At 66.3% G+C, this 22315-nt stretch carries 17 protein-coding genes; 1 reads left to right on the forward strand and 16 read right to left on the reverse strand.

The window, feature by feature from the left end:
* Nucleotides 1-72: 72 nt before the first annotated feature.
* Genes HWX00_RS03170 through HWX00_RS03185 form a run of 4 tightly spaced genes read right to left on the reverse strand, consistent with a single transcriptional unit; the run spans nucleotide 73 to nucleotide 4356 of the window.
* Nucleotides 73-1185, reverse strand: a complete 1113-nt coding sequence (locus tag HWX00_RS03170) for an agmatine deiminase family protein (protein WP_034186940.1) — start codon at nucleotides 1183-1185, stop codon at nucleotides 73-75.
* 50 nt (nucleotides 1186-1235) lie between these two features.
* Nucleotides 1236-2348 (reverse strand): polyamine ABC transporter substrate-binding protein, encoded by a 1113-nt coding sequence (locus HWX00_RS03175; protein ID WP_049031075.1) that lies wholly within the window; start codon nucleotides 2346-2348, stop codon nucleotides 1236-1238.
* A gap of 10 nt (nucleotides 2349-2358) precedes the next feature.
* Nucleotides 2359-3273 carry an N-carbamoylputrescine amidase gene (gene aguB / locus HWX00_RS03180; RefSeq protein WP_049031076.1) on the reverse strand — a complete coding sequence of 305 codons (915 nt, stop codon included), beginning with the start codon at nucleotides 3271-3273 and terminating at the stop codon, nucleotides 2359-2361.
* A 45-nt stretch (nucleotides 3274-3318) separates the two neighbouring features.
* A complete protein-coding gene (locus tag HWX00_RS03185; protein ID WP_124669097.1) occupies nucleotides 3319-4356 on the reverse strand; it encodes an agmatine deiminase family protein in 1038 nt (345 codons plus the stop codon).
* A 101-nt stretch (nucleotides 4357-4457) separates the two neighbouring features.
* Here HWX00_RS03185 and HWX00_RS03190 point away from each other — a divergent pair, with 101 nt between their 5' ends.
* Nucleotides 4458-5387: a LysR family transcriptional regulator gene (locus HWX00_RS03190; RefSeq protein WP_034186944.1), complete on the forward strand. Its 930-nt coding sequence runs from the start codon at nucleotides 4458-4460 to the stop codon at nucleotides 5385-5387.
* Between the two features lie 76 nt (nucleotides 5388-5463).
* Here HWX00_RS03190 and HWX00_RS03195 read toward each other — a convergent pair whose 3' ends face one another.
* From HWX00_RS03195 to HWX00_RS03250, 12 genes are all read right to left on the reverse strand, one after another.
* Nucleotides 5464-6768, reverse strand: a complete 1305-nt coding sequence (locus tag HWX00_RS03195; RefSeq protein WP_175026915.1) for an MFS family transporter — start codon at nucleotides 6766-6768, stop codon at nucleotides 5464-5466.
* A 234-nt stretch (nucleotides 6769-7002) separates the two neighbouring features.
* Nucleotides 7003-8682: a SpoVR family protein gene (locus tag HWX00_RS03200; protein WP_049029302.1), complete on the reverse strand. Its 1680-nt coding sequence runs from the start codon at nucleotides 8680-8682 to the stop codon at nucleotides 7003-7005.
* The gene (locus HWX00_RS03205; protein ID WP_034186947.1) at nucleotides 8679-9947 is read right to left on the reverse strand and encodes a YeaH/YhbH family protein; all 1269 of its coding nucleotides are present in this window, start codon (nucleotides 9945-9947) and stop codon (nucleotides 8679-8681) included. The genes HWX00_RS03200 and HWX00_RS03205 overlap by 4 nt, the downstream gene beginning before the upstream one ends.
* Nucleotides 9948-10072: 125 nt before the next feature.
* On the reverse strand, nucleotides 10073-11995 hold the full coding sequence (locus HWX00_RS03210) for a PrkA family serine protein kinase (RefSeq protein ID WP_034186948.1): 1923 nt from the start codon (nucleotides 11993-11995) through the stop codon (nucleotides 10073-10075).
* Between the two features lie 546 nt (nucleotides 11996-12541).
* Nucleotides 12542-14311 (reverse strand): methyl-accepting chemotaxis protein, encoded by a 1770-nt coding sequence (locus HWX00_RS03215; RefSeq protein ID WP_175026916.1) that lies wholly within the window; start codon nucleotides 14309-14311, stop codon nucleotides 12542-12544.
* Between the two features lie 296 nt (nucleotides 14312-14607).
* Nucleotides 14608-15537: a ribokinase gene (gene rbsK / locus HWX00_RS03220; protein WP_059557763.1), complete on the reverse strand. Its 930-nt coding sequence runs from the start codon at nucleotides 15535-15537 to the stop codon at nucleotides 14608-14610.
* The gene (locus HWX00_RS03225; protein WP_034186950.1) at nucleotides 15534-16565 is read right to left on the reverse strand and encodes a LacI family DNA-binding transcriptional regulator; all 1032 of its coding nucleotides are present in this window, start codon (nucleotides 16563-16565) and stop codon (nucleotides 15534-15536) included. Before HWX00_RS03225 ends, rbsK begins: the two co-directional genes overlap by 4 nt.
* A gap of 35 nt (nucleotides 16566-16600) precedes the next feature.
* Nucleotides 16601-17620: an ABC transporter permease gene (locus HWX00_RS03230; RefSeq protein WP_124607963.1), complete on the reverse strand. Its 1020-nt coding sequence runs from the start codon at nucleotides 17618-17620 to the stop codon at nucleotides 16601-16603.
* Entirely contained in the window at nucleotides 17617-19230 is a 1614-nt protein-coding gene (locus HWX00_RS03235) for a sugar ABC transporter ATP-binding protein (protein ID WP_124607964.1), read from the reverse strand. Before HWX00_RS03235 ends, HWX00_RS03230 begins: the two co-directional genes overlap by 4 nt.
* A gap of 145 nt (nucleotides 19231-19375) precedes the next feature.
* A complete protein-coding gene (locus HWX00_RS03240) occupies nucleotides 19376-20326 on the reverse strand; it encodes a sugar ABC transporter substrate-binding protein (protein ID WP_034186953.1) in 951 nt (316 codons plus the stop codon).
* 313 nt (nucleotides 20327-20639) lie between these two features.
* Entirely contained in the window at nucleotides 20640-21026 is a 387-nt protein-coding gene (locus HWX00_RS03245; protein ID WP_059557770.1) for a DUF805 domain-containing protein, read from the reverse strand.
* A gap of 332 nt (nucleotides 21027-21358) precedes the next feature.
* Nucleotides 21359-22285 (reverse strand): CysB family HTH-type transcriptional regulator, encoded by a 927-nt coding sequence (locus tag HWX00_RS03250; RefSeq protein ID WP_034186954.1) that lies wholly within the window; start codon nucleotides 22283-22285, stop codon nucleotides 21359-21361.
* Nucleotides 22286-22315: the final 30 nt, after the last annotated feature.

The raw sequence follows: 22315 nt of genomic DNA on the forward strand, positions 1-22315 counted from the left end.
TCAGTAATCCGAAAATATATAAAAATGGCAGCGGCATTCGAACCGGTCACGCGGACCGGTCCGCGCCCCCGCTCAGGCCGGCTGCTGCTGCGTCGTACAGTGAATGCCGCCGCCGCCCGCGGCGATGCCGTCGATGTTCAACTGGATGACTTCGCGGCCGGGAAACAGGTCGACGAGCGTGTCGCGCGTGTTGCGGTCGGCGCGACTGTCGCCGAATTGCGGCGCGATCACCGCGCGATTGCATACGTAGAAATTGATGTAGCCGGCCGCGAACTCGTCGTTCTCGTACGCATGCCGGACGGTCCTCGGCCCCGGCAGCACGACGACCTTCAGCGGGCGCCCCTTCGCATCGGTGGACTTGCGCAGGATCTCGAGGTGCTGCCGCGTCACCGCATGGTCGTACGACGCCGGATCCGTGTCGAGCCCGGCCACCACGACACCCGGGCTCGTGAAACGCGCGTAGAAGTCGGTATGCCCGTCGGTGATGTCCTTGCCGGCAATGCCGGGCAGCCAGATGATCTTCTTCAGCCCGAGCAGGCGGCTCAGCTCGGCTTCGCACTGCGCCTGGCTGACGCCCGGATTGCGGTTCGCATTGAGCACGCAGCTGCGCGTGATGATCGCCGTGCCCTCGCCGTCCACCTCGATGCCGCCGCCTTCCAGCACGAGCTTCGTGTCGATCGGCCGCGCGCCGGCGCGTTCGGCCACGAACGGCGCGACTTCCGCGTCCTGGTCGTGTTCCTGCTTGTTGCCCCAGCCGTTGAAATTGAAGCTCACGCCGCCGAGCTGGCCCGACGCGTTCTTCACGAACACGGGCCCCGTATCGCGCATCCACAGATCGTCGACCGGATGCTGGACGAGCTCGACCGACGCGCCGCACAGCCGCGATGCGAGCGCGTAGTCCTGCTCCCGCACCAGCATCTTGAGCGGCTCGTGCGCGGCGATCGCCTTCGCGACCGCGGCCAGGTTCTCGCGCACCACGGGCAACAGCCGCGCGCCCCAGATGTCCGCGCTCGGGCCGAACGCCATCCAGGTCGCCGTGTGCGGCGCGCCTTCGTCCGGCATGTGCCAGGTCGCGCCCTGCTGCGCGTGCGCGGCGCGGCCGAACAACCCGCCCATCGCGCCGGCGGCCAGCGCCGCGCCCGATACGGACAGGCCGCGTTTCAACAGTTGACGTCGTGTGGTCATCGCATTCCTCTTTCGCTTGCCGGTTATTTCGATTGTTTCTGCGCGGGCCGTCACGGCCGCGCGGTCTTGAAGCCGAGCCAGGTGCGGCCTTCCAGGCGCATCGCGGCCGGCGATTCGGCGATCGGCGTGAACAGTGTGCGCCGCGTCGCCTCGTCCGGATAGATGCCCGGATCGCGCACCAGTGCCGGGTCCATCAGCTTCAGCGCGCCCCGGTTCGCGTTCGCGTAGCGCGTCGCATTCGAGATCTTCGCGATCACGTCCGGACGCAGGATGTAGTCGATGAACGCGTGCGCGTTGTCCGGATGCTTCGCCGATGCCGGAATCACCATCGCATCGAACCACATCAGGCTGCCGATGCGCGGGATGTCGTACACGATGTCGCGCTTCGGATCGCGCGCCTTCGCCTTCTGCGCGGCCAGGTTGATCGCACCGGAGAAGCCGACCGTCACGCACAGCTCGCCGTCGATCAGCGCGTCGGCATCGGACGAGCCGACGAACTGGCGGATGAACGGCCGCACCTTCATCAGCATCGCCTGCGCGGCCGCGTAATCCTGCGCGGACGGCCGCATCGGGTCGCGGCCGACGTAGCGCAGCGCGAGCGGCAGCACCGTGCTCGCGGAGTCCTGCAGGCCGAGCCCGCATTGCGCGGCGACGCGTGCCGCGATCGCCGGGTTGAACAAGAGGTCGAGGCTGTCGGCCGGCATGTCCTTGCCGAGGATCGCGCGCACCTTCGCGCGGTCGTAGCCGACGCCCACGGTGCCCCACATGTACGGCACGCCGTACTGGTTGCCGGGATCGGACTGCGCCATCTGCTTCAGCAGCGACGGGTCGAGATACTTCAGGTTCGGCAGCCGGCCCTTGTCGAGCTTGCGGTACACGCCGGCCTGGATCTGCCTGGCCATGAAGTCGTTGGTCGGCCACACGAGGTCGTAGCCGCTGTTGCCGGTCAGCAGCTTCGACTGCAGCGTCTCGTCGCTGTCGTACGCGTCGTAGCGCACCTTGATGCCGGTTTCCTTCTCGAACGCGGCAATCGTGTCCGGCGCGAAATAGTTGCTCCAGTTGTACAGGTTCAGCACGTTCTCTTCGTCGGCGCGGGCCGCACCGGCCAGCACGCACAGCGCGAGGCCCGGCACCGCGATGCGCAGCCATCCTTGGTGTTTCATCGCGAATCCCTCATCGATAACAGGACGACACGCCGTCGCTGGTCAGCAACGTGCGGTACATCTCGGGGCGGCGATCGCGAAAAAAGCCCCACGATTGCCGGTCGGCGCGGATCGCGTCGAGGTCGAACGTCTGCACGAGCACGGCTTCGTCGGTGCGGTTCGCCTCGGCCCGCTTCTCGCCGGTGTGATCCGCGATGAAGCTCGACCCGTAGAACACGCCGGTCAGCCCCTGCTGCCGCGGATTGCCGTTGCCGATGCCGACTTCGCGGCCGATCCGGTTCGCCGCCACGACCGGCACCATGTTGGCCGCTGCGTGACCCTGCATCGTGCGCTGCCAGTGGCCGGCCGAATCGAACGCGCTGCTGAACGGCTCCGAGCCGATGATGGTCGGAAAGCACAGGATCTCCGCGCCCATCAGCGCGAGGCTGCGCGCCGTCTCCGGATACCACTGGTCCCAGCAGATGCCGATGCCGATCCGCCCGAAACGCGTGTCCCACACCTTGAAGCCGGTGTCGCCCGGTGTGAAATAGAACTTCTCCGTATAGCCCGGCCCGTCCGGAATATGCGTCTTGCGATAGACGCCGAGGACGCGCCCGTCGGCGTCCGCCACCGCGATCGAGTTGTACGCGGCATTGCCCGCGCGCTCGAAGAAACCGATCGGCAGCACGATGCCGAGCTCGCCGGCCAGCGCCGCGAAACGGGCGATCTGCGCGTTGCCTTCGAACGGCTGCGCGTGTTCGAGATGACGCACGTTCTGGTCGAGGCAGAAGTACGGCATCGCGAACAGTTCCGGGCACAGCACGAGATTCGCGCCCTGTGCGGCGGCCGCGCGGATCAGGCGCTCCGCGGCGGCCATGTTGTCTTCGAGATTCCAGCTGCCCGACGCCATCTGCACGGCGGCGACGGTGATGTGTTTGGACGGCATTGCGTTGCTCCTCGGTGAAACCGGAAACCGCTGACGAAACGTCGCTCAGTGCGCGACGGACGGCTGCTGCTGCGTCGAACAATGAATGCTGCCGCCGCCGATCGACAGCGTCGGGATCGGCAGCATCTGCACCTTGCGCGTCGGGAACGCGCGGCTGAACGCATCGCGTGCGGCCTCGTCCTGTTCAACGCCGAACGCGGTCACGATCACCGCGCCGTTCACCAGGATGTAGTTCGCGTAACAATCGCAGTAGCGCTCGGAGCCGAAGCGTTCGCCGACGATCGGCGACGGCAGGTCGAGCAGCTCGAAACGGCGCCCCGCCGCATCGGTCGCGAGTTCCAGCGCACGGCGGTTTTCGCGCATCACGCGGAAATAGTCGCCCTGCTCGGGCGCTGCGGTCTGGCACAGCATCCGCCCCGGCGCGACGAACGACGCGATGCCGTCCACGTGCCCGTTCGTCTCCACTTCGTCCGGGTTGCCCGGCAGCCACACGATCTTCTCGACGCCCAGCATCCGGCGCAGCTCCGCCTCGATCTCCGCGCGGCTCAGGTGCGGGTTGCGATTGGGATGCAGCAGGCAGCTTTCAGTCGTGACCAGCGTACCCTGCCCGTCGACGTAGAACGAACCGCCCTCCAGCACCATGTGCGAATTGAAGATCTCGGCGCCGGCCGCACGGGCGATGTCCTGCCCGGCCTGCTGGCAGCCGTCGTACGGCTGGTACTTCTCGCCCCAGCAGTTGAAGCGGAACACGGCCGCGCCGAGCCCGTGCCGTTCGCTGACGAGGAAGATCGGCCCGCAATCGCGCAGCCAGTTGTCCTCGGCCGCGACCGGCAGCACGTCGACGCTCGGGCCCACCAACTCGCGCGCGGCATCGGCCTGGCTGTGGTGTACCGCGACCACGCAGCGCTGGTAACGCGCGATCGTCCGCGCGACCAGCGCGAATTCGCGGCAGACCTGCGCGTAATGCGCCCCCCAGAGGTCCTCGCGATTGTCGAGCACCGGCCATCCGAGCCACGTGGCGTGCATGGATTCCCATTCGGCGGGCATCCGGTAACCGCGCTGGCGAGCATCAAAGCGACCCATCGATCCGACTCCGTTGTGATTGATGAGCGATTTTCCGTCAGGTTAAACTTGATGAATATTGATATTTATTGGCTTGATCAATCAATTCACCTCATATCTCGATGCAACGCGTTCCGTCCCTGAAACTGCTGAGCGGCTTCGAAGCCGCGGCCCGGCTGGGCAATTTCTCGCGCGCAGCCGATGAACTGCACCTGTCGCAATCGGCGATCAGCCATCAGATCCAGCAACTCGAAGCGCAGCTCGGGCAGCCGCTGTTCCGCCGGCGCGGCCGCGGCGTCGAGCTGACCATTGCCGGCGAGGTCCTGCAGCGCAGCGTCCAGCGCGCGATGGACACGTTGCGCGGCGGCCTCGACCGCATCGCGACCTACCTGAACCCGGGGCTCGTCGTGCTGGTGTGTCCGGCGCCGTTGCTGCACGGCTGGCTGCAGCCGCGCCTCGAGCAATTGCAACAGGCACTGCCGGACCTGTGCCCGCTGTTGTCGACCGACGAAACCGCGCGCTACGTCGACGAGATCGACGTCGACATGACGATCGGCACGCGGCCGATGCTGCAGCCGGGCCTGGTCGATATCCCGTTCATGCGCGACGAGTGGGTGACCGTGTGCGCGACACCGCTCGCCGAGACGCTCGCCCGCGTGCCGCGCGCCGAACACGCGCGGCACGCGGGGCTCGTCTGCCTCGAAGCGAGCCTGACCGACGAGCGCATGGCGACGGTCTTTCGCGAACGACTGTCGGACTTCCGGATGCAGGCGATCTATGACGACCAGCGGCTCGTGCTGGACGCCGTGCAGCGCGGCCGCGGCATTGCGTGCCTGCCGCGCCTCGTCGCGCAGGCCGGCCTCGACCAGCACGCGCTGACCGTGCTGGCCGACTACCCGCGCCTGCCCGGCACCACGTGGTGGCTGTCGCGGATGGAAGGCCCGTCGCGCTCGCCGATCGTCGGGCAAATGTTCGACTGGCTGGTCGAGCAAGGCATCCGGTCGAGCGTGGCGGCCCCGGCGCCCGACCACGCGAAGCCGCCGTCCGCGTAAGCGCGCGCACAAAAAAAACGTCCCGCCGATGGGCGGGACGTTCGTCACGATGCCGGGGTGCGCAACGCGCCGCCGATCACGGCTCGTGACGCAGATACCCTTCCTTGCTCGGGTCGCGCATCCGCCACGACACGATCAGCGAGATCGCGCACAGGGCGGTCACGTACCAGTAGAAGGTTTCCTCGCTGCCGATCGACTTGAACCACAGCGCGACGTACTCGGCCGAGCCGCCGAAGATGGCGTTCGCCACCGCATACGACAGGCCGACGCCCATCGCGCGCACTTCGGGCGGGAACATCTCGGCCTTGATGAGGCCGCTGATCGACGTGTAGAAGCTGACGATCGCCAGCGCGACCGTAATCAGCACGAATGCGGCCACCGGGCTCGCCACGTCCTTCAGCGCATGCATCAGCGGCACCGTGCCGATCACCGCGAACGAGCCGAACAGGATCATCGACGTACGACGGCCGATCTTGTCGGACAGCGCGCCGAACACCGGCTGCATCAGCATGTACACGAGCAGCGCGACGGTCATCACGTTGCTGGCCGTCTTCGCATGCATGCCGGCCGTGTTCACGAGGTATTTCTGCATGTACGTCGTGAACGTGTAGAAGATCAGCGAGCCGCCGGCCGTGAAACCGACCACCGTGAAGAATGCGCCCTTGTGCTGCCACACGCCGCGGATCGTGCCGGCGTCCTTCTTGTCGCGCGAAGCGCTCGTCGACGTCTCGTCGAGCGATTTCCGCAGGTACAGCGAGATCAGCGCGGCCGCCGCGCCGACGACGAACGGAATGCGCCAGCCCCACGCCTTCAGTTCGCCGGCCGACAGCGTCTGCTGCAGGATCACGAGCACGAGCAGCGCGCACAGCTGGCCGCCGATCAGCGTCACGTACTGGAACGACGCGAAGAAGCCGCGGCGCCCCTTCAGCGCAACCTCGCTCATGTAGGTCGCGCTCGTGCCATATTCGCCGCCCACCGACAGGCCCTGGAACAGGCGCGCGACCAGCAGCAGCGCCGGCGCGAGCGCGCCGATCTGCGCGTAGGTCGGCAGCACCGCGATCACGAGCGACCCGCCGCACATCATCAGCACCGAGATCATCATCGCCGCGCGACGGCCGTGACGGTCGGCGATGCGGCCGAACAGCCAGCCGCCGATCGGACGCATCAGGAAGCCGGCAGCGAACACGCCGGCCGTGTTCAGCAACTGCGTCGTCGTGTTGCCGCTCGGAAAGAATGCCGGTGCGAAGTACAGCGCGCAGAACGAGTAGATGTAGAAGTCGAACCACTCGACGAGGTTGCCCGATGAGGCGCCGACGATGGCGAACACGCGCCGCCGGGTGTCGTGCGCGGACAGCGCAGCTTGGTCGGTCTGGACATCCATGGGTTGGTCTGTTCCTTTTAGTGCTTTCTGGGCGAGACGGCTGGGGGCCGCCGCGTGCGGTCGCATGTGGCACCGGTTCCGGTGCCCGACGCTACGGGATTTTAGCGAAATGTAAAGTAACAGGCGCTCCGGGTTCGTCCGGATGTAGAAAAATTTTCTCCCGCCGCGCGTTCGTCATATGAAAACGCCAGCCGTCAGGCTGGCGTCCGATGCAAACATTGCCGAAGACACCGGTCAAACGCGGATCTCCGGCGGCACGTAGCGGCACTCGTAGCGCTTGCGCACGGTGCCGGCCTCGTCGACGCTTTCGAGATACACGTCGAACTGCCAGAGCCGCGCCATGTGCTTGAGCACTTCGTCGCTGTCGCTGGACAGGTGGCGGTTGTCGGTCATGAAGTGACGCAGCGTGAGGCTGCGGTCGCCGCGCGTGTTGACGGCCCACACCTGGATGTTCGGCTCGCGGTGATGGATGTCGTACTGCCGCGACAACGCCTGCCGCACGTACTGGTAGCCGGAATCGTCGTGGATCGCCGAAACCTCGAGCGAATCGCGCATGTCGTCGTCGAGCACCGAGAAGAGGCGCATCTCGCGGATCAGGTTCGGCGACAGGTACTGCGCGATGAAGCTCTCGTCCTTGAAGTTGCGCATCGCGTAGTGCATCGCCGGCAGCCACGGGGTACCCGCGATCTCCGGGAACCACTTGTAGTCCTCCTCCGTCGGCGCCTCACAAATCCTTCGGATGTCGCTCATCATCGAGAAACCGAGCGCATACGGGTTGATCCCGCTGTAGTACGGCTTCGTGACGGGCGGCTGGTAGACCACGTTGCTGTGCGAATGCAGGAACTCCATCATGAAGCCGTCTTCCAGCTTCCCCTGGTTGTACAGCGTGTTCAGCAGCGTGTAGTGCCAGAACGTCGCCCAGCCTTCGTTCATCACCTGCGTCTGCCGCTGCGGGTAGAAATACTGGCCGATCTTGCGCACGATGCGGATCACTTCCCGCTCCCACGGCTCGAGCAGCGGCGCATTCTTCTCCGCGAAATACAGCAGGTTCTCCTGCGGCTCGGGCGGATAACGCTCTTCCTGCTCCTCCATCAGCTCGGGCTTCTTGCCCGGCAGCGTGCGCCACAGTTCGTTCACCTGCGACTGCAGGTACGCCTCGCGCTCGCGCCGCAGCGCCGCTTCCTTCGACAGCGACGGTTTTTGCGGGCGCTTGTAGCGGTCGACGCCGTAATTCATCAGCGCATGGCACGAATCGAGCAGTTCCTCGACGCGATCGAGGCCGTAGCGCTCCTCGCATTCCGCGACGTAGTTCTTCGCGTACACGAGATAGTCGATGATCGCGTGCGCGTCGGTCCACAGCCGGAACAGGTAGTTGCCCTTGAAGAACGAGTTGTGCCCGTACGCCGCGTGCGCGATGACGAGCGCCTGCATCGTCATCGTGTTCTCTTCCATCAGGTACGCGATGCACGGATTCGAATTGATGACGATTTCGTACGCGAGGCCCATCTGGCCGCGGCGATAGCTCTTCTCGGTCGCGAGGAAGTGCTTGCCGAACGACCAGTGACGGTAGTTGACGGGCATCCCGACCGACGCATACGCATCCATCATCTGCTCGGCGCTGATCAGTTCGAGCTGGATCGGGTAGATATCGAGCTCGTACTGTTCAGCGACCTGCGAGATGTGCGTGTCGTACTCCTCGAGCAACTCGAACGTCCAGTCGGACGGGCACGGCAGCGGCTTGCGTTCGGCAACGTTCATACGCGCTTCCTTCTGCCCGGAACCGGGCAAGTCGGCGGCCGGCGGCGGCGGTTCGGCCTGCGCGCGTTGCTGCACTGCGTCAGGGCCGGCCGGGGCGTCGCCGGAAGGGCGCGGCTCGTAGCCGCGCGACTCGTTGTGCAGATGGCGGGTTGTCATGACGTTTCCACCTGCTTTTCGAACAATTCGCGAAACACCGGGTAAATGTCGGCAGCCGATTCCACTTTTTTCATCGCGAGATGCGGCTGCGACAACGCCAGTTGCGCGTATTCCAGCCACAGGTTCTGCTCTTCCGGCGCGACCTGGATATACGCGAAGTAACGCGTCTTCGTGAGGATATCCTCTTCCAGGATTTTGCGACACTTGGGCGAATCGTCGGTCCAGTTGTCGCCGTCGGACGCCTGCGCGCCGTAGATGTTCCACTCGGTCGGCGAGTAGCGTTCGTCCATCACCTTGCGCATCAGTTCGAGCGCGCTCGACACGACCGTGCCGCCGCTCTCGGTCGAATGGAAGAAGGTGTCCTCGTCGACCTCCTCGGCGCGCGTGTGGTGACGGATGAACACGACCTCGATCCGTTCGTAGTTGCGCTTGAGGAACAGGTACAGCAGGATGAAGAAGCGCTTCGCGAGATCCTTGCGCTGCTCGTCCATCGAGCCCGACACGTCCATCAGGCAGAACATCACGGCCTGGCTCGACGGCTGCGGCTGCTTCACGCGGTTGATGTAGCGCAGGTCGAACGGATCGATGAACGGAATCCGCCAGATGCGCCCTTTCAGGTGATGGATCTCGGCCTCGAGCGTCGCGATTTCGGTGCGGCGGTCCTCGGGGTCGTTCTTCAGTGCCTCGAGTTGCGCTTCGAGCTCGCGCAGTTCGTTGACGAGCGGCGAGCCGAGCGCGATGCGCCGGCCAAGCGCGCTGCGCAGCGAACGCACGACGTCGATGTTGTTCGGCGTGCCTTCCGCCGACCAGCCCGCGCGCACGTTCTTCCAGCTCGGCACCGTCAGCAGATGCGTCTTCACGAGGCGCGGCAGTTCGAGATCGTCGAAGAAATACTGCATGAACTCGTCGCGCGACAGTTCGAACACGAAGTCGTCCTGCCCCTCGCCTTCGTTGCTCGCCTGACTGCCGCCGCCGCCCGAGCCGCCCTGCGGGCGCGGGATCTTGTCGCCGCGCACGTAGTCCTCGTTGCCGGGGTGCACGTACTCACGACGCCCGCCAGGCGCGTGCCGGAAATTCGGCTCCGCGATGTCCTTGCGCGGGATCGTGATGCTCTGCGTGCTCTGGATATCCTTGATGCTACGGTCGCGCACCGCGTCGGACACGGCACGACGAATGTAGTTCTTGACGCGACGCAGGAAGCGTTCGCGATTGGCGATGCTCTTGTTCTTGCCGGCCAGCCTGCGGTCGATGATTTGATGAAGCACTCCCGGTCTCCCGCTCGAATGTCGATATGCCGGGACGCTCGCCGCACATGCCGTCTCCCGTCATGCGGGCGGCGTCTCTGAAAGTGCCCGTACGGACTCGCCGTACGGGCGCGGAACCGCGCGCGTCATGACGACTTGCGCACGCGCAGGTACCAGTCGCAAAGCAGCCTCACCTGCTTCGGCGTATAGCCCTTCGCGACCATCCGGTTCACAAAGTCCTCATGCTTGCGCTGCTCCTCCGCCGAACCCTTGGCGTTGAACGAAATCACCGGCAACAGTTCCTCGGTGTTCGAGAACATCTTCTTCTCGATCACGACGCGCAACTTCTCGTAGCTCGTCCACACCGGGTTCTTGCCGGCGTTCGCCGCACGCGCGCGCAACACGAAGTTCACGATCTCGTTGCGGTAATCCTTCGGATTGCTGATGCCCGCCGGCTTCTCGATCTTCTCCAGCTCCGCGTTCAGCGCGGCGCGGTCGAAGCTTTCGCCGGTATCGTGGTCGCGGAATTCCTGATCCTGGATCCAGAAATCCGCATACGTGACATAACGGTCGAAGATGTTCTGACCATATTCCGAATACGACTCGAGGTAGGCCGTCTGGATCTCCTTGCCGATGAACTCCGCGTAGCGCGACGCGAGCACGTCCTTCACGAAGGACAGGTACTTCTGCTCGATTTCCGGCGGGAACTGCTCGCGTTCGATCTGCTGTTCGAGCACGTACATCAGGTGCACGGGGTTCGCCGCGACCTCGCTCGAATCGAAGTTGAACACGCGCGACAGGATCTTGAACGCGAAGCGGGTCGACACGCCGGTCATCCCTTCGTCGACGCCCGCGTAGTCGCGATACTCCTGGTAAGACTTCGCCTTCGGATCGGTGTCCTTCAGGTTTTCACCGTCGTACACCTGCATCTTCGAGAACAGGCTCGAATTCTCCGGCTCGTGCAGGCGCGACAGCACCGAGAACTGCGACATCATCTTCAGCGTGCCCGGCGCGCACACGGCTTCGGCCAGCGACGAGTTGCGGATCAGCTTCTCGTAGATCTTGGTTTCTTCCGACACGCGCAGGCAATACGGCACCTTCACGACGAAGATCCGGTCGAGCAGTGCCTCGTTGTTGCGGTTGTTGCGGAACGCCTTCCACTCCGACTCGTTCGAGTGCGCGAGGATCACGCCGTCGAACGGAATCGCGCCGAAGCCTTCGGTGCCCTTGAAGTTGCCTTCCTGCGTCGCGGTGAGCAGCGGATGCAGCACCTTGATCGGCGCCTTGAACATTTCGACGAATTCGAGCAGGCCCTGGTTCGCGAGACACAGGCCGCCCGAGTAGCTGTAGGCGTCGGCATCGTCCTGCGCGTACTGTTCGAGCTTGCGGATGTCCACCTTGCCGACCAGCGACGAGATGTCCTGGTTGTTCTCGTCGCCCGGCTCGGTCTTCGCGATGCCGATCTGCCGCAGGATCGACGGATAGCGGCGCACCACGCGGAACTGGCGGATGTCGCCGTTGTATTCGTGCAGGCGCTTGACGGCCCACGGACTCAGGATGCTTTTCAGGTAGCGGCGCGGGATGCCGTACTGTTCCTCGAGGATCGGGCCGTCTTCGTCGTAGTCGAACAGCCCGAGCGGCGATTCGTTGACGGGCGAGCCCTTCAGCGAATAGAACGGCACGCGCTCCATCAGTTGCTTCAGACGCTCGGCGATCGACGACTTGCCGCCGCCCACCGGGCCCAGCAGATAGAGGATCTGCTTCTTCTCTTCGAGCCCTTGCGCGGCGTGGCGGAAATACGCGACCACCTGCTCGATCACTTCCTCCATTCCGTAGAACTCACGGAACGCCGGATAGACCTTGATGACCTTGTTCGCAAAGATGCGCGACAGGCGCGGATCGTTGCGGGTGTCGATGTGTTCAGGTTCCCCGATTGCTGCCAGCATGCGTTCACCAGCCGTCGCGTACGCGGATGGATCGTTCTTGCAGAGCGCGAGATACTCCTCCAGCGAGAGCTCTTCCTCTCGCGTTTTTTCGAAGCGGTTCGCGAAGCTGCTGTAAATATCCATGCTACCTCCCTCGCCTAAGTCTGAAGACGTGCCTGCCTTCGTACGACTGCGCAGAAGCAAGCGCGTTCGAATTCATCCTAAACCCTTTCTTATTTTTTTTCACGAACTCTTCGTATGAAGTTCGTCATTCTCGACAACATCGCTTTGACAACGCATTTCGTCGTTTTACAATCGATCTCCCGAGCCGCAGAAACTGCATCCGCCACCTCTCGTCGAACGACGAAACGTCTTGTGCGTTGGAGACATCCGACGTCGTCACCGCCTCCCTTCATCCCTATACGTTCGAGCAGCCGCGTGCGATGACACGCCGCGTGCACCGTTACAAATTTTTTTCGCAGCGCCCTTACGGAGATACCCGTACGACGGATGCGGGAACATGACGCGCACGCCGCCGCGCATCCATCGATGCGGGCCGCGCGATGCACGCGGCGATACGCGATCGTGCGTTCGCACCCGTCACGTCGCGTCCGCCGCGCAAACGACGACGCCCGCATGTCGCGGGCGTCGTTCGTCACCAAATGGGGATAGATGCGCGGCACGCGCGAATCAGAAGGTTTCCCAGTCGTCACCGCCGGCGGTGGCGGCAGCCGGTGCCGGCGCGGCAGCGGCCGCGACGGGCTTGCGCGCGGGCATCGTGGCGGCCGTGCGCTGCGGCGGTGCATCGCGATCGTCGCGCGCAGGCGGCTGCACGGGCGCGGCAACCGCGGCGGAAGGCGAGCGCGGAACGTGCGTCACGCGACGCGCCGCAACCGGCGCGACGGCGCGCGCCGTTTCGTCGTCGAGCTGGAATACCGCCGCCGTTTCGCGCAGGCGCCCGGCCTGCTCGTCGAGCGACTGCGCGGCGGCGGCGGCTTCCTCGACGAGCGCCGCATTCTGCTGCGTGACTTCGTCCATCTGCGCCACGGCGCGCGCGACCTGGTCGATCCCGCCGCTCTGCTCCTCCGACGCCGCCGCGATCTCGCCCATGATGTCGGTCACGCGCTGCACCGCGCCGATCACGTCGCTCATCGTGCGCCCGGCTTCGTCGACCAGCGTCGAACCGGTGCGGATGCGCTCCACCGACGCGTCGATCAGCGCCTTGATTTCCTTCGCCGCGCTCGACGAGCGTTGCGCGAGGCTGCGCACCTCGCCGGCGACGACCGCGAAGCCGCGGCCCTCCTCGCCCGCACGCGCGGCTTCGACGGCCGCATTCAGCGCGAGAATGTTGGTCTGGAACGCGATTCCCTCGATGATCGCGATGATGTCGGCGATCTTCGCCGAGCTGTCGTTGATCTCGCCCATCGTGCCGACGACCTGGCCGACCACCGTATTGCCCTTGTTTGCAATCTCCGACGCATTCGCGGCCAGCGCGCTTGCCTGGCGCGCATTGTCCGCGTTCTGCTTCACGGTGCCGGTCAGCTGTTCCATGCTCGACGCGGTTTCCTGCAGCGCGGCGGCCTGCTCCTCGGTGCGCGACGACAGATCGATGTTGCCGGCCGCGATCTGGCGCGCCGCGGTCGCGATCGACTCGCTGCCGCCGCGCACGGTGCGCACCGTGTCGACCAGCCCGCGCTGCATCTTCGCGAGCCCTTCGAGAAGCTGGCCCATCTCGTCGCGCCGTTCCACGACGATCGGCCGGCGCAGGTCGCCGGCGGAAATCGCGTCGAAATGCGACAGCGCGTCGGCGATCGGGCGACCGATCGCGCGGCTCAGCGCCACCCATGACAGCAGTGCGGCGCCGACACCGGCCAGCAGCGCGACGATCGACAGTACGCGCAGCGTGTCGAACACCGATTCCGCTTGATCGAAGAGCACTTGCGCATTGGTGAACTGGAAGTTGCGCAGCGCTTCGCCGGCCACCGAGAGGTCGGTATAGAGCGTCTGGAGCTGCTTGGCGCCGTCGCCGAAGCGATCGCGCTGGTCCGCCCCGAGCAGGCTCGCGAACGCGTCACAGGCGCGCTGCAGCGCCACGCGCTTCGCGGCGACGTCCTGCGCGAGCCGGTCTTCCTCGGGGCCGCGCGGCAGCGCGAGGTATTTCTGCCACCATGCGTCGGACTGCGCGCGCATCGCGCGGCTGCGCTCGACGGCGGCCGCCGACTCGGGCGTGCCGGCCAGCAGCGCCGCGCGGTCGAGTGCGAGCCGTTCGCGTGCCGAAAACATTTCCGCGACCGCCACGTCGACCGCGCTCGGCATCTGGTTCGTGAAAATCTCGCGCGTCGACACGTTCGAACGCGTCATCCCGTACAGCCCGAGCACGCCGGTTACGCCCAGCAGCATCGCCAGAAACGCCATCGTCAAACCGATGCGCGCACGAATCGTCAGGTTCCTGAACACCATCATCCATCCTGTATTGCGTCGTCATGAACGGGCCGGGCCCGTTGGCTGGAAGCATTGCTTCACTGGTTGCATTTACGACTGCGCGACGCACAACTTGATGGTTTTGGCGTGATTTTTTCGAATTATTCGTCTATTTATTACAAATAGCTGAACGAATGATGCAAATTCGGGCCAATTCGAGAAATGGAGGGGGGAAGGCCCGGCGACCGGCCGGCACGTTGCCGCAAGCGCGACCGGCCGGCGCCTCGCACGAGACGGCCGGCCGCGATCGGGAAACGGAAACCGGCGATCCGGCCCTAGTCGGCCAGTTCGGCGCGCGTCGGAATCGACGGCTGCGCGCCCGCCCGCGTGACCGACAGCGCCGCCGCGCGTTGCGCGAAGCGGATGGCCGCATCGACATCCGCGCCGGCCGCGAGCCGTGCGGAAAAACCGCCGATGAAGGTATCGCCCGCCGCCGTCGTGTCGACGGCCTGCACGACCGGCGCCGGATAGTGCCGCGCGACGCCGTCGGCCGTCAGCGCGAGCACGCCGCGCGCGCCGAGCGTGACCAGCACGTTGCGCGCGCCGCCGGCCTGCAGCGCACGCGCGGCGGTTTCCGCCTCCGCCGGGTCGCGCACCGGCAGCGCGGTCAGCGCGGCCGCCTCGACCTCGTTCGGGATCAGGTAATCGACGAGCGGCAGCCAGCCCGCCGGCAGCGGCGCGACGGCCGGCGCCGGATTGAGCACCACCGTGCGGCCGAGCCGCCGCCCGGCCGACAGCGCCGCGAATACGGCGTCCGGCGGCGTTTCGAGCTGGCAGATCAGCACGTCGGCCGACGCCAGCGCGGCCTCGTGCCGCGCAACCGTCGCGGGCGTGACCTCGCCGTTGCCGCCCGCGACGATCACGATCGCGTTCTGGCTCGCGTCGTCGACGACGATCAGCGCGACGCCGGTCGACGCCGACGCGCTCGTCGCGAGCCCGGTGCAGTCGATGCCCTCGGCTTCCAGGCCCGCGCGCAATGCCGCGCCGTGCGCATCCGCGCCGACGCAACCGATCATCGCGACCTGCGCACCGAGCCGCGCGGCGGCGACGGCCTGGTTGCCGCCCTTGCCGCCGGCCGCCTGGGCAAACGCATGCCCGGCGAGCGTTTCGCCCGGCAGCGGCAGCCGCGGCGCCCGCACGACGAGATCCATGTTGAGGCTGCCGACCACCGTGACGCGGCCGGCACCCGCTGCGGGCGCCGTCATGCGCGGCCGCCCGACGCGGGCGGCTCGCGATAGACCGCCGTCGACTCGCGCAGCACGAGGCGCGGCGACACCACGCGACGACGGCTCGGCACGGCCGTCGAGCCGCCGCCGATCCGCTCGATCAGCGTCTGCGCGGCCATTTCGCCGAGCGCGCGCACCGACTGGCCGACCGTCGACAGCGCGGGATACGTGTAGCGGGAAAACTCGATGTCGTCGAAACCGATGATCGAGCAGTCGTCGGGCACGCGCAGCCCGCGCTCGGCCGCCGCGCGCAGCGCGCCGACGCCCATCAGGTCGTTGCCCGCGAAGATCGCGCTCGGCCGCACCGATTCGAACAGCCGCGACGCCGCGTGATAGCCGCCGAGGCACGAGAAGTCGCTTTCCGCGATCGCGCCCGGCACGATGTCGACGCCGCGCTCGGCCATCGCGCGGATGAAACCGTGCACGCGCATCGCGCTGACGGCGGTGTCGGTCGGCCCCGTGATGCAGCCGATCTTCGCGTGCCCGAGTTCGAGCAGGTGGCGCGTCGCGAGGTACGCGCCGCGCTCGTGGTCGATCTGCACGAGGTCGGCCGCAAGCCCCTCGATGTTGCGGTCGACGACGACGAGCGGCGCATGGATATCGGCGAGCGTCTGCGCGAGCACCGCATCCTCGCCCGCCGATGCGACGATCAGCCCGTCGATGCGCTTTTCCTGCAGCACGCGCAGGTAGTTGCGCTGCTTCACGGGATCGTCGTCCGAATTGCAGAAGAACACGCAATAGCCGTTGGCCGCGCACTGATCCTCGATGCCGCGCGCAAGCTCCGCGAAGTACGGATTCGTGCTGTTCGGCACGACGAGGCCGATGGTCGCCGTCGCGCGCGCCTTCAGCGAGCGCGCCACGGCCGACGGCACGTAATTGAGCTCGCGGATTGCGCCCTCGACCTTCGCACGCACATCCGCGGACACCGGCCGCGAATTGTTCACCACGTGCGAGACGGTCGTAAACGACACGCCCGCCATGGCTGCCACATCCTTGATCGTCGCCATTTCCCGTTTCTCTCTGGTCTGTTCTGTCTGTCTTTCTACCGCGCGCGCGCCCGCCGGCTGCGATACGTATCGAGCACGACGGCCACCACGATCACCGCGCCGGTGATGATCCGTTTCGTCGGCTCGTTCGCGCCGATCTGCGCCAGCCCCGCGGCCAGCACGGAGATGATCAACACGCCGAAGAACGTGCTGATCACCGAGCCGCGCCCGCCCATCAGGCTCGTGCCGCCGATCACGACGGCCGCGATGACTTGCAGTTCGAGGCCCGCGCCCGCGTTCGGATCGGCCGCCTCGAGCCGCGAAATCTGGAACAGCGACGCAAGCCCCGCGAGCGCCCCCATCAACGCGAATACGAGAATTTTATACGGACGCGGGTTAACCCCGGCAAGTCGGACGGCTTCTTCGTTCGTGCCGATCCCGACGAGGTAGCGCCCGAACACCGTGCGCGTGAGCACGAACTGGGCCGCGATCATCACCGCGACCGCGATCAGGAACGCCGGCGAGATGCCGAGCGCGATCGGGTTCGACAGGAAATCGAACGCGTCGCCGATATACGCCGTCCGCGAATTCGTCAGCTGGTACGCGAGGCCGCGCGCGGCCTCCAGCACGCCGAGCGACACGATGAACGACGGAATCCGCCAGCCGACCGTGACCGCCCCCGTCAGCGCCCCCGTGATGGTCGCGACCGCGATCCCGATCAGCGCGGCCGGCAGCGGCCCCCACTGCCATTTCAGCGCGGCGACGCTGACCATCGACGCGGCGAGCGCGAGCACCGAGCCGACCGACAGGTCGATCCCGGCGATGATCAGCACGAAGGTCATCCCGACCGACATCACGACGAGATCGGGAATCTGGTTCGCGATCGTGCTGAACGTATCGTAGGTCAGGAAATGCGAGCTCAACACCGAAAACAGCGCGATCATCGCGGCGAGCGCACCGGCGAGCCCGAGATAGTTCGACAGGCCGAGGCGCGTGCCGGACAGCGTGCGCGCGCGGCGCCCCGTCACGTCCTGCTGGGCGCCTGCGTCGGCCGGGGATACGGGAGGCTGGGTCATTGCTGGGGTCCTGTCGTCGAATTGCCGGGGGCGGCGCCTGGCGCCTGCCCCGCGTCCGGATGTTGCGCGCCGCCCGGCGGCGTCTCGCGGCCGAAGCCGGCGAATGCCGCGGCCAGCAGCGCATCCTGGGTCCAGTTGCCGCGCTCGAACACGGCGGTCATGCGGCCGGCCGACATCACGCCGATCCGGTCGCAGATCAGCATCAGCTCGCGCAGGTCGCTCGACACGACGACGAGCGACCGGCCTTCGCGCGCGAGCGCGCCCATCAGCGTGTAGATCTCGAATTTGGCGCCGACGTCGATCCCGCGCGTCGGCTCGTCGAACAGCAGCACGCCCATGTCGCGGGCAAGCCAGCGGCCGATCACGACCTTCTGCTGGTTGCCGCCCGACAGCTCGCCGACCGCCTGCGCCGCACCGTGCGTGCGGATCCGCAACGCGTCGATCTGCTGCTCGGCAAGCGCCGTCTCGCGTGCGGCATCGACGATGCCGCCGCGCGCGAGCCGGTCGAGCTGGCCGAGCGACACGTTCGCGGTGATCGACTGCGACAGCAGCAGCCCTTCACCCTTGCGATCCTCGGTAATCAGCGCGATGCCCAGCTTCACCGCGTCGACGGGGGAATCGATCTTCGCCGGCTTCGGCGGCTGGCCGACCGCGATCACCCCCGCATCCGGCGTATCGGCGCCGTAGATCAGCCGCAGCAACTCGGTGCGCCCCGCGCCGATCAATCCCGAAATGCCGAAGATCTCGCCCGCGCGCACCTCGAGCGACACGTCGCGCACGGCCGTCCCGCGCGTGAGCCCCGACACGACGAGCCGCGGCGCGCCGATGTGGCGCTCGCCGAGCTCGATCTGCTCGCCGATCTCGCGCCCGACCATCAGCGTGACGAGCCCGTCGGACGTCGTCGCGGCCATGTCGCCCGCGTGCACGAGCCGGCCGTCGCGCAGCACCGCGACGCGCTCGGCGACGCGCGCGAGCTCCTCGAGACGGTGCGAGATATAGACGATCGCGACGCCGCGCGCCTTCAGCCGGTCGATCTGCTCGAACAGCAGCTCGACTTCGCGCGCGGTCAGCATCGCGGTCGGCTCGTCGAGAATCAGCACGCGGCAGTCGCCGATCAGGTTGCGCGCGATCTCGACCATCTGCTGATGGCCGATGCCGAGTGCGCCGACCGGCGTATCGGGATCGACCGCATCGAGCCCGACCTGCGCCATCGCGGCCCGCGCGTCCTCGCGCAGCCGCGCGCGATCGATGATCCCGAAGCGCCGCGGCAGGCGGTTCAGGAACAGGTTTTCGGCGACCGTCAGCGTCGGCAGCAGGTTCAGCTCCTGCATCACCATGCGCACGCCGAGCGCCTCGGCCTGCGTGCGGCTCGCCGGCGCGTAGGCGTGGCCGCCGAGCTGCATCGTGCCGGTGGTCGGATCGACGAGCCCGCCGATGATCTTCGACAGCGTGCTCTTGCCGGCGCCGTTCTCGCCCGTCAGCGCGAGCGCCTGGCCCGCCTCGAGCGTCAGCGTGACATCGGCGAGCACGGGTTCGCCATAGGTCTTGCCGATGCCGGATACGGACAGCACGGGTTGGGCTGAACGGGAGGGTTGGAAGGTCGGTTCCATCGCGATCCTGATTGCGGCCGCGCGCACGCGGCGCGCGGGTATGACGCTCACAAGTGCATGTGCATGCAGTGGCCGTGATCGCGCTCACTCCGGATAACGGCCGCCACGCCGGATTCTTGAGGGCGGCGGCCGGACCGGAGTCGCGTTACTTCGTCACGAGATCCACCGGCGTCTCGACCACGCCGGACATGTCGGCCTGCTTGCGATGCTCGGCGATCGCCTTCAGCGCCGTGTCGATGCCGAATACGGCCTGCTTCGCCGCGTACTGGTCGGCGGTCGCGAGCACGCGGCCGTCCTTCAGCATCGGCTTGATCGCGTTGATGTTGTCGTAGCCGACCACGAGCACCTTGCCCTGCTTGCCGGCCGCGCGCACGGCCGACACGGCGCCGATCGCCATGTTGTCGTTGCCGCACAGCAGCGCCTTCAGGTTCGGGTATTCGTTGAGCATCGCGGCAGCCACCGCATTGCCCTTGTCGATTTCCCATTCGCCCGACTGCACGGACACCACCTTCATCCCGCCCGCCTTCATCGCGTCCTGGAAGCCGGCCGTGCGCTGCTGCGCGTTGGTCGTCGTCGACACGCCTTCGACGATGCCGACCTGGTCGCCCGCCTTCAGCCGCTTCGCGAGGTAGTCGCCGATCTTGCGCGCCCCCTTGCGGTTGTCCGGGCCGACGAACGGCACGTTCAGGTTCTTCGACTTCAGCACGTCGGGATCGAGCCGGTTGTCGATGTTCACGACGACGATGCCCGCATCGACGGCTTTCTTCACGACCGGCACGAGTGCCTTCGAGTCGGCCGGCGCGAGCACGATCGCATCGACCTTCGACACGATCATCTGCTCGACGATGCGGATCTGGTTCGCGGTGTCGGTCTCGTCCTTGATGCCGTTGGTGATCAGGTCGAACTGATTCGCGTTGTGCTTCTGGTAATCCTTCGCGCCGGTTTCCATGGTCAGGAAGAACTCGTTGGCGAGCGACTTCATCACGAGCGCGACCTTCGGCTTGGCCGCGGACTGCGCGTGGACGGCCGGGGCGGCGGCGACCGCGACGGCGGCGAGCGCGGCGGTCAGGAAGCGACGGCGAAAGCGGACATTCATACACATCTCCTGGCGACTGGCCCGTCGGGCCGGACTGTTGTTTTAATGTGAGCAAACGTTTGCGCCACACTACCCGGGCAATGGCCATCAATGCTGCTATCGGTACCACGGAATGGAAGCGAGGCAGACGGCCGACTGCCTGGCGCGTGCTGTCGTTGACGCGCCACCGCCGGCGGGACGCCGGCGGAGTGAAGGCTATGCTGTACCGATTCGCTTCGCCGCGCAACCTGTCTGATCAATATTTAAGGGTTTATTCGGAGTGTGCGATCGGGCTGCACGACGCGCAAATGCGACAGTCGCGGCTTGCCGCGCATCACGCAGGGTCCTGCGGCGCAGGTGTCGCTTCATCGACCGACGGCGGCTCGCCGAAACGGTTCGCATGCGGCGTACCGGCGATGAAACCGTTCATCACGAACAACGCGATCGCACCGACGATCGGCACGACGAGCAGCAGCACCCACCATCCCGACTTGTCGATGTCGTGCAGCCGTTTCACGGTAACCGCCAGCCACGACCACGTTGCCACGACGGCGATCGCGCCGGCGACGAGCACCACTGCCAGCGGCAGATCGTCGTCCGGTGAGCCGCGCGAACCGGCATCGAGGAACGCGCCGATCAACCCGGAAACCAGCGAGTAGATCCACCACGGCAGGCGCTCGGTCCGGCCTTTGAAGGAAAAGAGAAACCATGTCGGATTCATTGCTCGCCCCTTCGTCGTGCGGCGTGAACGCCCGCCATCAGACCATGCACGCGCATTGAATCATATCTTCCGAATCATGGCCCGGCCGGGAGGCCGAAACCGGATCGACGCGTTCGCCCGTGCCGTTTCTGGTTGTTCTGTCGGCAGGAGAACGCATGCTGAACGCCGCATCCGGCGAAGGGCCCGGCCGGGAGCGGCGGGCACAGTCGATGGTTCGATGAATCAGGTCATCGCGCCGGCGGCCATTTCGCCGCCGCCGGATGTTCGGTGCCGTGCGCGCACGGCGCGCCATCCGCGGCAACGGCCCGGACGGCGCGCGAGGCGCGCAACCGTCAAACGGCTTCGCGCAACAGCCCCGCGATTTCCGCTTCGTTCAGGTGCGGCGCGAACATCTCGATCAGCCGGTACGCATAGGCGCGCAGGAACGCGCCCTTGCGCAGCCCGACGCGCGTCGTGCTCGCCTCGAACAGGTGCTGCGTATCGAGCGCGACGAGCCCGGTGTCGCGCTGCGGATCGTAGGCCATCGCAGCGACGACGCCGATCCCCATCCCGAGTTCGACGTAGGTCTTGATCACGTCCGCGTCGATCGCGGTCAGCACGACGTCCGGCACGGCGCCCGCCTGCGTGAACGCCTGGTCGATGTGCGAGCGGCCCGTGAAGTCCTGGTCGTACGTGATGATCGGATACTCGGCGATTTCCTCGAGCGTCAGGTTCTCGCGGCCGACGAGCGGATGGCCCTTCGGCACGACGACCGTGTGATGCCACGAATAGCACGGGAACGTCACGATGTCCGGATAGCGGTCGAGCGCCTCGGTCGAGATGCCGAGATCGGCTTCGCCATTCAGGATCATCTGCGCGATCTGCTGCGGGCTGCCCTGGCGCAACGCCAGATGCACCTTCGGGAACACCTCGGTGAACTGCCGGATCACCTTCGGCAGCGCGTAGCGCGCCTGCGTGTGCGTCGTCGCGACGACGAGGTGGCCGCTGTCCTGGTCGGCGAACTGGCGCGCGACGCGGCGCAGGTTCTCGGCGTCGAGCAGCATCCGCTCGATCAGCTGGTGCACCGCCTTGCCGGGCTCCGTGAGCCCCGTCAGCCGTTTGCCGCGCCGAATGAAGATGTCGACCCCCAGTTCATCCTCGAGATCCTTGATCTGCTTCGACACGCCCGACTGCGACGTATACAGCACGTTCGCGACTTCCGTCAGGTTCATGTTCTGGCGCACCGCTTCGCGCACGAACCGCAATTGCTGAAAATTCATGGGTATGCCTCTTAGGCTGTCGTTGTTTGA

It is taken from the genome of Burkholderia seminalis DSM 23518 (assembly GCF_902832885.1).
GTDB classification, from domain to species: Bacteria; Pseudomonadota; Gammaproteobacteria; order Burkholderiales; family Burkholderiaceae; genus Burkholderia; species Burkholderia seminalis.

What these genes read in the sequence shown, in the direction of transcription:
- HWX00_RS03170 (WP_034186940.1), bottom strand. Translation starts at nt 1,185, where the DNA reads ATGACCACACGACGTCAACTGTTGAAACGCGGCCTGTCCGTATCGGGC.
- HWX00_RS03175 (WP_049031075.1), bottom strand. Translation starts at nt 2,348, where the DNA reads ATGAAACACCAAGGATGGCTGCGCATCGCGGTGCCGGGCCTCGCGCTG.
- aguB (WP_049031076.1), bottom strand. Translation starts at nt 3,273, where the DNA reads ATGCCGTCCAAACACATCACCGTCGCCGCCGTGCAGATGGCGTCGGGC.
- HWX00_RS03185 (WP_124669097.1), bottom strand. Translation starts at nt 4,356, where the DNA reads ATGGGTCGCTTTGATGCTCGCCAGCGCGGTTACCGGATGCCCGCCGAA.
- HWX00_RS03190 (WP_034186944.1), top strand. Translation starts at nt 4,458, where the DNA reads ATGCAACGCGTTCCGTCCCTGAAACTGCTGAGCGGCTTCGAAGCCGCG.
- HWX00_RS03195 (WP_175026915.1), bottom strand. Translation starts at nt 6,768, where the DNA reads ATGGATGTCCAGACCGACCAAGCTGCGCTGTCCGCGCACGACACCCGG.
- HWX00_RS03200 (WP_049029302.1), bottom strand. Translation starts at nt 8,682, where the DNA reads ATGACAACCCGCCATCTGCACAACGAGTCGCGCGGCTACGAGCCGCGC.
- HWX00_RS03210 (WP_034186948.1), bottom strand. Translation starts at nt 11,995, where the DNA reads ATGGATATTTACAGCAGCTTCGCGAACCGCTTCGAAAAAACGCGAGAG.
- HWX00_RS03215 (WP_175026916.1), bottom strand. Translation starts at nt 14,311, where the DNA reads ATGGTGTTCAGGAACCTGACGATTCGTGCGCGCATCGGTTTGACGATG.
- rbsK (WP_059557763.1), bottom strand. Translation starts at nt 15,537, where the DNA reads ATGACGGCGCCCGCAGCGGGTGCCGGCCGCGTCACGGTGGTCGGCAGC.
- HWX00_RS03225 (WP_034186950.1), bottom strand. Translation starts at nt 16,565, where the DNA reads ATGGCGACGATCAAGGATGTGGCAGCCATGGCGGGCGTGTCGTTTACG.
- HWX00_RS03230 (WP_124607963.1), bottom strand. Translation starts at nt 17,620, where the DNA reads ATGACCCAGCCTCCCGTATCCCCGGCCGACGCAGGCGCCCAGCAGGAC.
- HWX00_RS03235 (WP_124607964.1), bottom strand. Translation starts at nt 19,230, where the DNA reads ATGGAACCGACCTTCCAACCCTCCCGTTCAGCCCAACCCGTGCTGTCC.
- HWX00_RS03240 (WP_034186953.1), bottom strand. Translation starts at nt 20,326, where the DNA reads ATGAATGTCCGCTTTCGCCGTCGCTTCCTGACCGCCGCGCTCGCCGCC.
- HWX00_RS03245 (WP_059557770.1), bottom strand. Translation starts at nt 21,026, where the DNA reads ATGAATCCGACATGGTTTCTCTTTTCCTTCAAAGGCCGGACCGAGCGC.
- HWX00_RS03250 (WP_034186954.1), bottom strand. Translation starts at nt 22,285, where the DNA reads ATGAATTTTCAGCAATTGCGGTTCGTGCGCGAAGCGGTGCGCCAGAAC.